General features: G+C 61.2%; 11 protein-coding genes. 6 read left to right on the top strand and 5 right to left on the bottom strand.

The features are described from left to right. Positions 1 to 138 precede the first annotated feature (138 nt). From GPL81_RS15910 to codA, 4 genes are all read left to right on the top strand, one after another. The gene (locus GPL81_RS15910; protein ID WP_160107543.1) at positions 139 to 1,218 is read left to right on the top strand and encodes a patatin-like phospholipase family protein; all 1,080 of its coding nucleotides are present in this window, start codon (positions 139 to 141) and stop codon (positions 1,216 to 1,218) included. 75 nt (positions 1,219 to 1,293) lie between these two features. Further along, positions 1,294 to 1,650 carry a 6-carboxytetrahydropterin synthase QueD gene (queD, locus tag GPL81_RS15905; protein ID WP_003223505.1) on the top strand — a complete coding sequence of 119 codons (357 nt, stop codon included), beginning with the start codon at positions 1,294 to 1,296 and terminating at the stop codon, positions 1,648 to 1,650. Between the two features lie 206 nt (positions 1,651 to 1,856). Continuing rightward, a complete protein-coding gene (locus GPL81_RS15900; protein WP_160107541.1) occupies positions 1,857 to 2,687 on the top strand; it encodes an alpha/beta fold hydrolase in 831 nt (276 codons plus the stop codon). Positions 2,688 to 2,875: 188 nt separating this feature from the next. Then, positions 2,876 to 4,120, top strand: coding sequence for a cytosine deaminase (codA, locus tag GPL81_RS15895; protein ID WP_160107539.1), 1,245 nt, complete (start codon positions 2,876 to 2,878; stop codon positions 4,118 to 4,120). A 105-nt stretch (positions 4,121 to 4,225) separates the two neighbouring features. Here the strand turns inward: codA and GPL81_RS15890 are convergent, their stop codons facing one another. After that, the gene (locus tag GPL81_RS15890; RefSeq protein ID WP_160107562.1) at positions 4,226 to 5,218 is read right to left on the bottom strand and encodes a diaminopimelate epimerase; all 993 of its coding nucleotides are present in this window, start codon (positions 5,216 to 5,218) and stop codon (positions 4,226 to 4,228) included. Between the two features lie 145 nt (positions 5,219 to 5,363). Between GPL81_RS15890 and GPL81_RS15885 the strand changes: the two genes are divergently transcribed. Further along, on the top strand, positions 5,364 to 6,515 hold the full coding sequence (locus tag GPL81_RS15885; RefSeq protein WP_160107538.1) for an MFS transporter: 1,152 nt from the start codon (positions 5,364 to 5,366) through the stop codon (positions 6,513 to 6,515). 90 nt (positions 6,516 to 6,605) lie between these two features. Here the strand turns inward: GPL81_RS15885 and GPL81_RS15880 are convergent, their stop codons facing one another. The 4 genes from GPL81_RS15880 to GPL81_RS15865 form a co-directional block, all read right to left on the bottom strand. Beyond that, complete coding sequence (locus GPL81_RS15880) at positions 6,606 to 9,032, bottom strand: TonB-dependent siderophore receptor (protein WP_160107537.1); 2,427 nt, start codon at positions 9,030 to 9,032, stop codon at positions 6,606 to 6,608. 97 nt (positions 9,033 to 9,129) lie between these two features. After that, entirely contained in the window at positions 9,130 to 10,113 is a 984-nt protein-coding gene (locus tag GPL81_RS15875) for a FecR family protein (RefSeq protein ID WP_160107536.1), read from the bottom strand. 40 nt (positions 10,114 to 10,153) lie between these two features. Beyond that, positions 10,154 to 10,654 (bottom strand): sigma-70 family RNA polymerase sigma factor, encoded by a 501-nt coding sequence (locus GPL81_RS15870; protein WP_160107535.1) that lies wholly within the window; start codon positions 10,652 to 10,654, stop codon positions 10,154 to 10,156. Positions 10,655 to 10,849: 195 nt separating this feature from the next. After that, the gene (locus GPL81_RS15865) at positions 10,850 to 12,244 is read right to left on the bottom strand and encodes an MFS transporter (protein ID WP_160107534.1); all 1,395 of its coding nucleotides are present in this window, start codon (positions 12,242 to 12,244) and stop codon (positions 10,850 to 10,852) included. A gap of 407 nt (positions 12,245 to 12,651) precedes the next feature. Here GPL81_RS15865 and tynA point away from each other — a divergent pair, with 407 nt between their 5' ends. Beyond that, positions 12,652 to 14,931, top strand: a complete 2,280-nt coding sequence (gene tynA, locus GPL81_RS15860) for a primary-amine oxidase (protein ID WP_160107533.1) — start codon at positions 12,652 to 12,654, stop codon at positions 14,929 to 14,931. Positions 14,932 to 15,043 lie beyond the last annotated feature (112 nt).

The raw sequence follows: 15,043 nt of genomic DNA, 5'->3' as shown, positions 1-15,043 counted from the left end.
GATCATACCCAATCCTTGTGGGAGCGAGCCTGCTCGCGAAGAGGCCGTGTCAGTCGCCATCGATGTTGAATGACACACCACTTTCGCGAGCAGGCTCGCTCCCACATAATCCCTCGCTTGCCAGACACCGAGACCGGTATGACCGCCATCCACATCAAGTTCCCCTCCCTGACGATCAAGGCCGGCCCGCGAGCCTTTGCGCGCATTCGTGAAAACGGCCTGAGCGCCGCCGATGTCGGCACGCTGCCAGGCGCTGCCGGTGGGCCGAAGGCATTGGGGATTCAGGGGCTGGACCTGGCGTTGTTCGGCCAATGGCTGCCGTCGGCGCCTCGGGAGCGTTCACTGATTGGCGCCTCAGTCGGTTCCTGGCGCTTCGCCAGCGCCTGTCTGCCGGACGCCGCCGAGGGCATCCGCCGTCTCGGGCAACTCTATACCGAGCAGAATTTCGCCAAAGGCGTGACCATGGCACAGATCAGCCAGAGCTCGCGACGCATGCTCGATGACTTGCTCGACGGTCGCGATGCCGCCCTGCTCGACAATGCCCATTACCGCCTGAACATCATGGTGGTCAAAAGCCACGGCCTGCTCGCGGATGATCATCGCGGCCGGCTGGGCCTGGGTCTGTCGTCGGTAATCGCCGACAACCTGCGCGGTCGCGCGCGACTGTCACGGCACTTCGAGCGGTTGATCATCCACGACCCGCGCCTGGCGCCGCCGGTCAACGCACTGAACGACTTCCCGTCGCGCTTCGTCCCGCTGAACGTCGGCAACCTGCGCCAGGCCCTGCTCGCCTCGGGGTCTATTCCGATGGTAATGGAAGGCGTGCGCGACCTGCCGGGTGCCGGTGCAGGCACGTTCCGCGACGGCGGTCTGCTGGACTATCACCTCGACTTACCCTACAGCGGCAATGACATCGTGCTGTATCCGCACTTCACCGACCGGGTCATTCCCGGCTGGTTCGACAAGACCCTGCCCTGGCGCCGCGCCTGCCCGGCACGCTTGCAAGATGTGCTGCTGCTGGCACCGTCCAAGGAATACCTGGCACGCCTGCCCTACGGCAAACTGCCGGACCGCAACGACTTCAAGCGCTTCATGGGCGACGCGCCGAGCCGGCAGAAGTACTGGCGCGCGACGATGGATGAAAGCCGCCGGCTGGGCGATGAGTTTCTTGAACTGACCGCCAACGGTCGCCTTGGCGAACGCCTGCTGACCCTTTAGTCAGGACAAGCTGTTAAACTCGCAGCCTGCCTACATCGCTGCGGCGATCGCCACCTGAACAGAGCTGAAAACACTGTGGAAATCTTCAAGGAATTTACGTTCGAATCCGCCCACCGCCTGCCCCACGTCCCGGACGGCCACAAGTGCGGGCGCCTGCACGGTCACTCGTTCAAGGTGGCGATTCACCTGAGCGGCGATCTCGATCCGCATACCGGCTGGATCCGCGACTTCTCGGAGATCAAGGCGATCTTCAAGCCGCTGTATGAGCGTCTGGACCACAACTATCTGAACGATATTCCCGGCCTGGAAAACCCGACCAGTGAAGTGCTGGCCAAATTCATCTGGAACGAGATGAAGCCGCTGCTGCCGGAACTCAGCGCGATCCGCATTCACGAGACCTGCACCAGCGGGTGCATCTATCGCGGCGAGTAAACAGACAACACAGATCCAATGTGGGAGCGAGCCTGCTCGCGAAAGCGGTGTGTCATTCACCATTAATGCTGACTGACACGGCCTCTTCGCGAGCAGGCTCGCTCCCACAGGGGGAATGCGGTTTGTCAGGTAAAAAGAGAACAGCCTTCATTGGCTGTTTTTTATGCCTATGCTTTTTGGCGCTCACCCGCCAAGAGGACACGCCCATGACTGACTGGCCGCTGGCCCAGACCTTTCGCTTCAACGGCCACAGCGTTCGCTACGCCGTACGGGGCGACGGCCCGCCGTTGGTGTTCGTGCACGGCACGCCCTTCTCTTCTTACGTCTGGCACCGTATCGCGCCGTACTTCATCACCACGCACCGGGTGCACTACTTCGATCTGCTGGGCTACGGGCAGTCCGAGAAGATCGAAGGCGACGTGTCGTTGGGCGTGCAAAACGAATTGCTGGCGCGCCTGCTGGAGCATTGGGGCCTGGATTGCCCGGACGTGGTGGCTCACGATTTCGGGGGGGCCACGGTGCTGCGCGCTCATCTGCTCAACGGCAAGGATTATCGCAGCCTGACACTGATCGACCCGGTAGCGCTGACACCCTGGGGCTCGCCGTTCGTGCAGCATGTGCGTCAGCACGAGGCCGCGTTCAGCGGACTGCCCGACTACATTCAACGGGCAATCGTGCCCGCCTATATTCGCGGGGCGATCAAGCGGGACATCCCGGACGACGAACTCGCACCCTACGTGCAACCCTGGCTGGGCGATCCGGGGCAAGCGGCATTCTATCGGCAGATCGCGCAGATGGACGAGCGCTACACCCGCGAGGCCGAGAAGTTGTACCCGACGATTCGCTGCCCGGTGCAGATCCTCTGGGGTGAAGACGATCAGTGGATCCCCATCGAACGCGGGCGCGCCTTGCAGGGCATGATTCCCGGGGCGCAATTTCACGCCATTGCCAATGCCGGACACCTGGTCCAGGAAGACGCCCCCGAAGCCATTGTTGCGGCACTGCTGCGCTTTTTGCCCCTGCACAAATCCCCCTGACAAACCCCAACCCCCTGTAGGAGTGAGCCTGCTCGCGATGGCGGTGGGTCAGTCAACTACATTGTCGGATATGACGCCGCCATCGCGAGCAGGCTCACTCCTACAATTGAACTTTGCCACTGGCGGGGATTACGGCTGCCAAGCTAACGTAGAGGTATCGCCTAAACATTTTTAAAAGGACCTTCCTGATGCACATCATCAACGCCCGGCTGCGCAACCAGGAAGGCCTGCATGAGTTGCACCTGGAAAACGGCCTGATCAGTAGCATCGCCCGGCAGACCGAAGCCCCGACCCTGGGGCCTGAGGACCTGGACGCCGGCGGCAACCTGGTGGTGCCACCCTTTGTCGAGCCACACATCCACCTCGACGCGACGCTGACCGCCGGCGAACCACGCTGGAACATGAGCGGCACGCTGTTCGAAGGCATCGAATGCTGGGGCGAGCGCAAGACGACCATCACCCTGGAAGACACCAAGACCCGGGCGAAGAAATCCATCCAGAGCCTCGCCGCCCACGGCATCCAGCATGTACGCACCCACGTCGATGTCACCGATCCGCAACTGACGGCACTGAAAGCGATGCTCGAAGTGCGCGAGGAAAGCCGTCACCTGATCGACCTGCAGATCGTCGCCTTTCCCCAGGAAGGCATCGAGTCCTATCGCAATGGCCGGGACTTGATGGAGGAAGCGATCCACATGGGTGCGGACGTGGTCGGCGGGATTCCGCATTTCGAGTACACCCGCGACCAAGGCGTCAGTTCGGTGAAGTTCCTGATGGACCTGGCCGAGCGCACCGGTTGCCTGGTGGATGTGCATTGCGATGAAACCGACGACCCCCACTCGCGCTTTCTCGAAGTCCTGGCCGAAGAAGCCCGCAGTCGCGACATGGGTTCGCGGGTCACCGCCAGTCACACCACGGCCATGGGCTCCTACGACAACGCTTACTGCGCCAAGCTGTTTCGCCTGCTCGGGCATTCAGGGATCAGTTTTGTCTCCTGCCCCACCGAGAGCATTCACCTGCAAGGGCGCTACGACAACTTTCCGAAACGCCGGGGTGTGACCCGGGTCAACGAGCTGCTCGAAGCCGGCATGAACGTGTGTTTCGGCCAGGATTCTATCGTCGACCCGTGGTACCCGCTGGGCAACGGCAACATCTTGCGGGTACTCGAAGCAGGCTTGCATATCTGTCACATGCTGGGTTACCGCAACCTGCAAAGCGCGCTGGACCTGGTCACCGACAACAGCGCCAAGGCCCTCGCCCTGGGGGATCGCTACGGCCTGGTAGCGGGACGGCCGGCGAACTTGCTGATCCTGTCGGCGCAGAGCGACTACGAGGTGATCCGCAGTCAGGGTTTGCCGCTGTATTCGGTGCGCGGCGGCAAGGTGTTGATGAAACGGACGATGCCGGTGGTGGAGTTCAGCGATCTGGGCTGAAATTAGTATTGGCCTGACTGACGCCATCGCGAGCAAGCATTGCTCCCACAGGGTTAACGCGTCCCCCTGTGGGAGCAAAGCTTGCTCGCGATGGCCATTTCAGATTCAACCCATCAACCGCGCCGTACCAAACAGGCTCACCCGACTCAATTCCCCTTGCTCTTCTTCGAGCAAAATCGGCGCCGTCCCACCCGGCATCACCACTTTCACCTCCCCGGCACTGACCCAACCCACGCGCCACGCCGCACAAGCCACCGCCGTGGCACTGGTCCCCGATGAGGCGGTCGGCCCTTCGCCCCGCTCGAACACCCGCGCGACCACCCTCTGCCCGGACTCATGCATCGCCCATTGCAGGTTGATCCCCGCCGGGCACGGCCGCCCTGCCCCCGCCGGCATGGCATAGGCGATCCGCGTCAATCCTTCGGCCAATGGCGATTCGCGCATCTGTTCATTGCCCGGCAAGGCATCCGCGTTGTCCACCAGCGTCACGCAATGCGGATTGCCCACCCGTGCAAACTGGCTGCGCGACCAGGCGACATTCAACGACGACAACGGTTGGACATGGCTAAGTTCGCGACCGCTGAACAGCACGCTTTCAACGCCATGGGCACTGACCGCTTGCGGCCCGAACGAAGGCTTGCCCAGGTCCAGCCAGAACCCGTTCACACCTTCGACCTGCGCCGCTTTCACCGATGTTTCACCCGGTGAAACCACATCGGCCTTGTCGTGGTGCACCCTGAGCACACAGGTCTCGTCCTTCGGCAAAAGCCCCTGGTCGCTCAGCGCCTGAGAGAAAATCGTCAGCCCGTTGCCGCTGCGCTCGGCCAGGGTACCGTCGGTGTTCACGATCAACAGATCGAAGGGCGCCGCCGACTGGAAGGGCCCCACCAGCAACCCATCGCTGCAATGATCCTTGCTGCCGGGCGGTTGTGTGCCGGGAGCCCAGGAGCAGCACGCCTCGATGGCCGCCAACGCCCAGGTTTCGCGGGTTTGTGCAGCGTCGCCGGCCTGATCGGGCAAGGCGATACCCTGGCGGCGCAATGCCTCGGGCGCCACAACCTTGTAGATATTGCCTCGTGCATCGTACATCCGCGCCATGGCGCCCTCCCTGCTGGAATGATCGGTCAGGCTCAACATATCGCGAAACACCGTCTGGCTGTGCAAGGATGTGCGGACGCTGATCGAACCCTCGCCGCCAGATCACGGTCCTTAAAGGACGCGACGTTTTTTGCCAAGGATTGATATGACCAACCTCAACACCCAGACCGAGTTCGTGCCGGGGCGCCTGGAACAGATGTCCACGCGTGTCGCCTTTTTCATTGCCGGCTTCGGCATCGCCGCGTGGGCGCCGCTGGTGCCTTATGCCAAGGCCCGGGCCGGGCTGGATGAAGGCACCCTGGGTCTGTTGCTGCTGAGCCTGGGGGTAGGTTCGATCCTGGCAATGCCCATGGCCGGGATTCTGGCCACGCGTTTTGGCTGTCGCAAGGTCGCGACCGGCGGCACGCTATTGATCTGCCTGGCCCTGCCGCTGTTGGCGACGGTGTCGTCGATCCCGGCGATGATCGCTGCATTGTTCCTGTTTGGCGCGGGCCTGGGCACGGTGGATTCGACGGTGAACCTGCAAGCGGTCATCGTCGAGCGGGCCAGCGGCAGGAACATGATGTCCGGGTTCCACGGCATGTTCAGCCTCGGCGGGATTGTCGGCGCGGCAGGCGTCAGTGCGCTGCTGGGCCTGGGGCTTTCGCCGCTGGGCGCGACGCTGGTGGTGATGGTCTTGCTGCTGGTCGCCCTGGCGAAGGCGGCACCGCACCTGCTGCCCTATGGCAGCGAAAGTTCGGGGCCGGCGTTTGCCGTTCCCCGCGGCATCGTGCTGTTCATCGGCGGGATGTGTTTCATCGTATTCCTCGCCGAAGGGGCGGCTCTGGATTGGAGTGCGGTGTTCCTGGCGCAGGAGCGCGGGATCGACACGGCCTATGCCGGTCTGGGTTACGCGGCGTTCGCGCTGACCATGACGGTGGGACGCTTGACCGGTGATTCGATCGTGCGGCGCCTTGGCGCGACGCGGGTGATTGTCTTCGGCGGGGTGACGGCTGCGCTCGGGCTGCTGCTGGCGACCTTCGCCCCGGGCTGGGAAGCGGCGCTGGTGGGCTACGCCCTGCTGGGCGCCGGCTGTTCGAACATCGTGCCGGTGCTGTACACCGCCGTGGGCAAGCAGACGGTCATGCCGGAAAGCATCGCCGTGCCGGCCATTACCACCCTGGGTTACGCGGGAATACTCGCGGGGCCTGCGGTGATCGGGCTCATCGCCCATGGCAGCAGCTTGAGTTTTGCCTTTGGGCTGATGGCGGTGTTGCTGGTGGCGGTGGCTATCGGTGGGAAGGTGTTGAAGGTCTGAAAAGCATCGCGAGCAAGCATTGCTCCCACAGTTGATCTGTGTCGCCATGGATCAACTGTGGGAGCAAAGCTTGCTCGCGATGGGGGTCTATCAGAAGCCTACGCTGGCCTGCACGAAGAACGTGCGCGGTGCGCCGACGTACATGCCCGAGTTGTTGTCGCTGGAGCGGGTGAAGTACTGCTTGTCGAAGATGTTTTTCACCCCGGCGCCGACCTTCAGGTTCGACACCTGCGGACCGAAGTCATAGCCGCTACGCACGTTCCAGGTGACGTAGCCCGGAATGTCGCCGAACTGGCCATCGGCGGTGCCTTCGGTGATGTAGTTGTTGGTGAAGCTGCCGTCGGCGTTCACGGCAACGCCCGGCGAGCGCTGTTGCGACTGGGCGAAGGCGTCGACGTTGTAGGTCCAGCGGTTGATGTCGTAACGCAGGCCGACGGTTGCCACCTGACGCGAGTAGAACGGCAGGTCGCGACCCTTGAAACCTGGAATCTCACCTTCGTAGACGGCACGGGTGTAGGTGAAACCGGCGTTGGCGGTCAGGCCGTCCAGGCGTGGGTCCAGTGCCGCCATGTCGTAGTGCACCGAGGTCTCGATGCCACGGTGCGTGGTCGCGCCGAGGTTGGTCCAGCCCGCGTCGTTGCTGATGTACTGCAACTCCTTGTCGAAGTCGATGTAGAACAGCGTCACTTCGCCGCCCCACACATCATCGTTGTAGCGCGTGCCGATCTCGTAGGTCTTGGCTTTCTCCGGCTCCAGGCCGTTGGCGGTGTTGTCACCCACGCCACCCTGGCCGAGCTGGAAATACTGCAGGGCGCCGAACGAGGTTTCGTAGTTGGCGAACAGCTTCCAGGCATCGGACATGTGGTACATCACGCTCAGGGCCGGTAGCGGCTCGTTGCTTTCGATGCTGCGGTGCTTTTCCGGCACAGGCTTGCCGGCAGTGTCGAGCACCGGGCGGTCGTGCCAGTCGGTGCTGATGTGCTCGAAGCGGATGCCTGGGGTAATGGTCCAGTTACCGACATCGATCTTGTTGTCGACATACACCGAGTTGGCTTCAGTGCCGCCGGTACGGTCCTGGTACACATGGCCGTCCGAAGTCTTGGTCACCACCGGTTCGTTGCTGCTGTTCAGCGCCAGACGGCTGGCCTCTTCGTGCATGCCTTCCTTGAGGTAGCGATAACCGACACTGACTTCCTGGGTGGTCGGGCCGACGTCGAACACATGGGACACCCGTGGCTCGATCCCGAAGGTGTAGTAGGTGCGCGGAAACGAGCCGAGGGTCTTCTGGTCGCGAGCGGCGATGTTGCTGCCACGGAAACTGTCGGTGTAGTAGGTCAGCACTTCGGCCTGGGTACGGTCGTCGATCTGCCGCGCCCACTTGAACGACACATCCTTGCGGCGGCCGCTGAAGTTATCGTTGTTGCGGTCGGACTGGAACGGATCGGCATCGAACTGCGCCTGGGTCAGGCCGCCGGGCATGTCGGCGCTGGCATCGTAGTAGTGAAAATTCAGGCTGAAGTCGTCGACATCGGTAGGTGCCCAGTGGGTCTTGAGGATCACGTCGTCGATGTCGTTGCCGTTGTTGCGCTCACGGTAACCGTTGCCGTTCACGCCGGAATACAGCAGCGCCACGCCGATGCCGTTGTCGGCGGTGCCGCCCATGAATGCGGTATCGATGTGTTTCCAGCCACCGTGCTGGGAAGTCTCCAGGGTGGTGCCGATTTCAGCGGAGGCTTTTTCCGGGATGGCACGGGTCACAAAGTTGATCACACCGCCCACGTTCTGCGGTCCGTATCGCACCGAGCCGGCGCCGCGCACCACGTCGATGCTGTCGAGGTTGCCGGAAGAAATCGGTGCCATCGACAGTTGGGGCTGGCCGTAGGGGGCGAATGCCGCCGGCACGCCGTCAATCAGCACGGTGGAGCGTGGCGACAGGCGCGAAGTCAGGCCACGCACGCCGACGTTGAGGGAAATATCACTGCCACCGGTGCCGTTGGCATCCTGCACTTGCACACCCGGCACGCGCTTCAATACGTCGCCAACGTTCATCGCGCCCTGCTCGACCATGGCTTCACGGCGAACCACCGTGCGCGCGCCAGGGTGGTTCTGCACCAGCGCGGCATCGGCATTGTCGAGCCAGTCGCCGACCACCTTGATGTCGGTCGCCCCCAGTTCCAGCGGGCCGCCTGCCGCCTGGGTCGGCGCCGGCATCAACGTCACCGAACCTTCATCGATCTGGTACTGCAGACCGCTGCCTTGCAGCAACTGACGCAACGCCTCTTCCGGCGAGAGATTGCCGTCCACCGCCGGCGCTTGCTTGCCGGCCACCAGCTCAGGGCTGAAAAAAACCTGCAATGACGTTTGCTGGCCCAACTGAGTCAAGGCCTGCCCCAAAGGTTGCGCCTGGATATGGATGGCGTCGGCGGCGTATGCCTGGGGCATCGCAACGTTGACCGCCAGCGCGAGTGCCAGCGGCAACCAAGGGAACGTATTGTTTTTAGCGGTGGATTTCTTCACGTCAAACGTAGTCCTGTGAATCGCAAGAGTGTGCGCTTGTTAATGCAAACCAGTTGCAGTTGAACAGGAAGACGATGAACGCAAAAAAAACCTGAATTTATTTTGAAATTATTTCCTGGCTGCCATCATCGAGGGTGCGCACGGCCACCGGAAGGATGCTCGGCAAGGCCTTGAGCAATGCATCGGTGTTGTCGGACTTGAACACGCTGGTCAGGCGCAGATTGCCCACCGCCGCATTGCCGACCTTGAGTGGCTGCTCCCGATAACGCGAGACCTGTTCGGCGACATCGGCCAGGCTGGCGTTGTTGAACACCAGTTTGCCGCTGCGCCAGGCCGTCATTTCGGATGGATTCACCGCGTAGGCGGCCGCGACCTGGCCCTGGGCATCGACATGGGTGCCCATACCCGCAGTGAGGTTGACGAAATCATGATCGGCCGCCGAGCGTCCTTGGACCTTGACCGTGCCCTGCTCCACCACCACCCGGGTCTCGGCGCTGCTGCGGCGGACATCGAAGCGTGTCCCGGTGACCGTGACCTTGCCGTTTCCGGCTTCAACGACAAACGGCCGGCCGGTGTCATGCTGGACGCTGAACATCGCCTCGCCTTCGGTCAACTCGATGCCGCGACGATGCTTTTCAAAGTGCACTTGAATCCGGCTGCGGCTGTCCAGGTCGACCACCGATCCATCCGGCAAGGCCACGTGGCGACGCTCGCCCAGGGTCGTGGAAAACTCCGCCGTGTAGGACGACGATTGATTCAAGCCGTTGAACAGCCCAAAACCGACCGCCACCGCCAGCACACTGGCAGCCACCGCGTAACGCACCATCGGTCGACGTTTGCCGCGGGCCGGCGCTTCTTCACACAGCGCCCGCAGACGCGCCGCCGGCAGCAGGTCGGCGGCTTTCCACAGGCCCTGGAGCAAGTCGAATTCGCGTCGGTGTTGAGGATGTTGGTCCATCCAGGTTTCGAACCGGCGATGCTCATCGACATCGACGACCGGTTCCTGCAAACGTACAAACCAGCGCGCCGCTTCATCGCGAACCGTTGTTTGCCCGCACGCACAATCACGAGTATCCATCATGGAAGTTCCTGTTTGGCCGGGGGTGAAAACGCGCAACTGCTCATGGGTACTGTCCTTCCAGGCGGTCGCGCAGATGCCGCAGCGTGCGGATCATATACTTTTCCACCATGTTCCTGGACAGCCCCAGGCGTTCGGCGATTTCGGCCTGGGTCAGACCTTCGATTTTCTGCCAGACAAACACCTTGCGGCAGTTGACCGGCAGCTCGGTGAGCGCCCGCTCGATGGAGTCGGCCAATTGGATCGCACGCATGTAATGCTCCGGGTCGCCGGATGACGACGCACTTTCATCGATCGCCTCTAACTCCATGGCGCCCCGCCGATCCTCACGCCGATAACCATCCACCGCGATATTGCGCGCGGTCTGGTGCAGATACGCCCGGGGTTGCTGTACCGCCCCCGAATCGGACTCAAGCACGCGCACAAAGGTATCGTGGGCCAGATCCTCGGCCTGCTGACGATTTCTCAGGCGACGGGTCCAGGTACCAACCAACTCTTCGTAATGCTCGAAAAAGCCGTGTCTGCGGGGCAGCTTGGGGGTCATTGCGGCATGCTGTGTAAACGGGGCGTGAATAGTAATGCTTCTTATTAAACCGAAGCAATCGTTTGCCGCCCCGCGGTCAAGTCCTGGCCATTGAAAACAGCGGAACACACACCTGATAAACAAAAAAGGCCGCTGATTGCTCAGCGGCCTCGTTCAATGCGAAGGGTTACATGGACACGCCGTCGAAGCCCTCACTCACAGATCGGTAATTTCCTTGTGACGAGGCACCAGCATCTTCATCACGCTCCACGCCACCAGGTAAGCCACGGCGCAGATGGCAAACATGATCATGTAGCCGGTACGGATGTCGCCGACCGATTTGTAGTAGTCAAACACCCAGCCACCGAGCTTGGTCAGCAGCACGCCGCCCAAGCCGCCCGCCATGCCGCCAATGCCGACCACGGAAGCGACGGTCTTTTGCGGGAACATGTCCGATACGGTGGTGAAGATGTTGCATGACCAGGCCTGATGCGCCGACGCGCCCACACCAATCAGCAATACCGGTACCCAGACACTGATGTGGCCAAACGGCTGCGCCAACAACACTAAAAGCGGGAACAGGGCAATCACCAGCATGGCTTTCATACGGCCGTCATACGGAGCGTCGCCGCGTGCCATGAAGTAGCTGGGGAACCAGCCGCCACCGATACTGCCCACCATGGTCATGCTGTACAACACAGTCAGAGGCACCACGATAGCCGCGCCTTTCAGGCCGTACTGCTCCGAAAGATAGGTCGGAAGCCAGAACAGAAAGAACCACCACACACCGTCGGTCATGAACTTGCCGAACGCGAACGCCCAGGTCTGGCGATATTTCAGCAATTTGAACCACGATACCTTTTTGCCAGCGCCCGTCGACACGGGGGCACTAGCGTCCAAATCGCTGCGGATATGCGCCAGTTCGCCTGCCGACAGGCGTTTCTGATTTTCCGGCTTTTCGTAAACGGCAAGCCAGACGCCCATCCAGATGAAACCCAGCATGCCGATGATGATGAATGCAGCTTGCCAGCCCCACAGGCCCGCGATCAGCGGCACTGAAATCGGTGCCAGGACTGCCCCGACATTAGCGCCGGAGTTGAAGATGCCGGTGGCGAAGGAGCGTTCCCTCTTCGGGAAATATTCAGCGGTGACCTTGATGGCGGTCGGGAAGTTGGCCGACTCACCCACCGCCAGCACGGCGCGCGCCAGCATGAAGCCGGCGATCGAGACCGGGATGACCGCAATACCGAGCGCGCCGGAGATGGCGGCGATGCCCTCGCCCATCGGCTCTGCGAACGCGTGCATGACCGCGCCGGTCGACCAGATACAGATCGCTGCTACAAAAGCGGCCTTGGTGCCGATCTTGTCGACCACACGGCCGGCGAACAGCATTGAAATCGCGTAGGTGAACTGGAAGACGGCGGCGATGTTGGCGTAATCGGTATTGCTCCAGCCAAATTGCCTCGACAGATCCGGCGCCAACAGACTAAGGACCTGGCGGTCCAGGTAGTTGACGGTGGTCGCAAAAAACAACAGCGCACATATGGTCCATCGAAATTTGCCGACAGCTTGGCCGACGCGTTGCGCGGTGATGGGCTCGTTCAGATTCATGGTGGTGTCGACGCTCTTTTTATTTTTAGAAGTACAATCTCAGTCGTCATACGTCGTCATATGACTTGTTGAATTTATAGCTACCCTCGTACGGAACGTCAACAAAAAACCCTTTCCACGTGATCGGCATTACCGCTTAAAAAATTCGTGTCGTCGTCGAATACTGTAATAAAATTGGCAAAAACACAGGAAACGTCACCTACTTTCGCTCATTTTTTCAGTTCTTTGAAATAGTTGATGATCAGAAATAGTCGTACGACAACATATGACATCGCTAATCGCATTCCCCCCACTACGCTAAATCAGGCACAGATCCAAAGGATTTTGGCAGCAATTCCAATGCAGCCATTCACCGGCTGTAGCAAAGTGCGGGTATGCCAGTCACCGGCTTTTCGAAGGAACCCAGAATGTTCACCTCACTTGCATTGCGAAACAGAAAACCACTTGCCCGACTCGCGCTGGCCATCACCCTGGGCCTGTCTTTCTGGGCGGGCAATGCACAGGCCCATGGCGGTCACGCCGAGATGGTGCCGCTGCAAGCGGGGCTCGAAGAGTTTGGCGCCACGGTCAAATGGGACGATTACGCCAACCTGTTCACCATCGCCAAGGACGGGGTGTATCTCAAGGTCAAACCGAACAGCAAAGTGGCGATGCTCAATGGCAAACGCATCGAGCTGACCGTGCCTGTGGTGTTCAAGGACAAAACGGCGTTCATGTCCAAGGACTTCATCAACCAGGTGTTTCAGTCTGGCCTGGACACCACCTTTGTCGTGGAAACCCGGCCTAACCCGCTCAACCCGTTGAGCGCGGACGAAATCACTACGGCGGTGGGCATCGTCAAGAAGTCCGAGCACTACCAACCCGGGTTCCGCTTCACCGAAGTCTCGGTCAAGGCGCCGCCCAAGGATCAGGTGTGGAATTTCGTCTACACCGGGCAAAACGTCGCCCAGCCGCGTGAGGCCTCAATCGTGGTGCTCGACGGCAAGCATGTGATCGAGGCGCTGGTCGATCTCGACAGCAAACAACTCAAGTCCTGGAAGCCAATCGAAGGCGCCCACGGCATGGTGCTGCTGGACGACTTCGCCACGGTACAATCGGCCGTCGAGGCCAGCCCGGAATACGCCCAGGCCCTGGCCAAGCGCGGCATCAACGATGTGAAGAAAGTCGTGGCCACGCCTTTGACCGTCGGTTACTTCGACGGCAAGGACGGCCTGGCGCAGGACAAGCGCCTGCTGAAAATCGTCAGCTACCTCAATACCGATGACGGCAACTATTGGGCGCACCCGATCGAAGGACTGGTGGCGATTGTCGATCTGGAACAGAAGAAGCTGATCAAGATCGAAGACGAAGCGCTGATTCCGGTGCCGATGAAGCCGACGCCCTATGACGGACGCGGACGCAAGGGCGTGTCGGTCAAACCGCTGGAAATCACCGAGCCCGAGGGCAAGAACTACACCATCACCGGCAACAGCATTCACTGGCAGAACTGGGATTTCCACGTCCGCCTCGATTCGCGGGTCGGCCCGATCCTCTCCACCGTCACTTATGACGACAAGGGCAAGAAACGCAAAATCATGTACGAGGGCTCGCTGGGCGGCATGATCGTGCCTTACGGCGATCCGGACGTCGGCTGGTACTTCAAGGCTTACCTGGATTCCGGCGACTACGGCATGGGCACCCTGACCTCGCCGATCGCCCGTGGCAAAGACGCCCCGGAAAACGCCGTGCTGCTGGATGCGACCATCGCCGACTACACCGGCGCGCCGACCGCGATCCCGCGCGCCATGGCGGTGTTCGAGCGTTATGCCGGCCCGGAATACAAACACCAGGAAATGGGTCAGCCCAACCTCAGCACCGAGCGGCGTGAACTGGTGGTGCGCTGGATCAGCACCGTCGGCAACTACGACTACATCTTCGACTGGGTCTTCCAGCAGAACGGCACCATCGGCATCGACGCCGGCGCCACCGGTATCGAAGCGGTCAAGGGTGTGAAGTCCAAAACCATGCACGAGGACACCGCCAAGGAAGATACGCGCTACGGCACCCTGCTCGACCACAACATCGTCGGCACCACGCACCAGCACATCTACAACTTCCGCCTGGACATGGACGTGGACGGCGAAAGCAACTCGCTGGTGGAAGTGAACCCGGTGGTGCTGCCCAATGACCGTGGCGGCCCGCGCACCAGCACCATGCAGACCGAAACCAAAGTGGTCGGCACCGAACAACAGGCCGCGCAGAAATTCGACCCATCGACCGTGCGCCTACTGACCAACTTCAGCAAGGAAAACAAGGTCGGCAACCCGGTGTCCTACCAGTTGATCCCTTACGCTGGCGGCACGCATCCGGTTGCCAAGGGCGCCAACTTCGGCAAAGACGAATGGCTTTACCACCGCCTGAGTTTCATGGACAAGCAGCTGTGGGTAACGCAGTACAACCCGGAGGAGAAGTACCCGGAAGGCAAGTACCCGAACCGCTCGGACAAGGACTCGGGCCTGGGACAGTTCACCCAGGACAACCACGCCATCGAAAACACCGACGACGTGGTCTGGCTGACCACCGGCACCACCCACATCGCCCGGGCCGAAGAGTGGCCGATCATGCCGACCGAGTGGGTGCATGTGCTGCTCAAACCGTGGAACTTCTTCGATGAAACACCGACGCTGAACCTAAACGCCCCGAAATAACGCCAAACCTGTGGGAGCAAAGCTTGCTCGCGATGGCGGTGTATCAGTCGACAGCATTGTTGACTGGACTGCCGCCATCGCGAGCAAGCTTTGCTCCCACAGGCGTTGACCA

Source organism: Pseudomonas izuensis, assembly GCF_009861505.1.
Taxonomy (GTDB): domain Bacteria; phylum Pseudomonadota; class Gammaproteobacteria; order Pseudomonadales; family Pseudomonadaceae; genus Aquipseudomonas; species Aquipseudomonas izuensis.
Note: the sequence above shows the minus strand (reverse complement) of the source record. Positions and strands in the feature narration are given on the sequence as shown.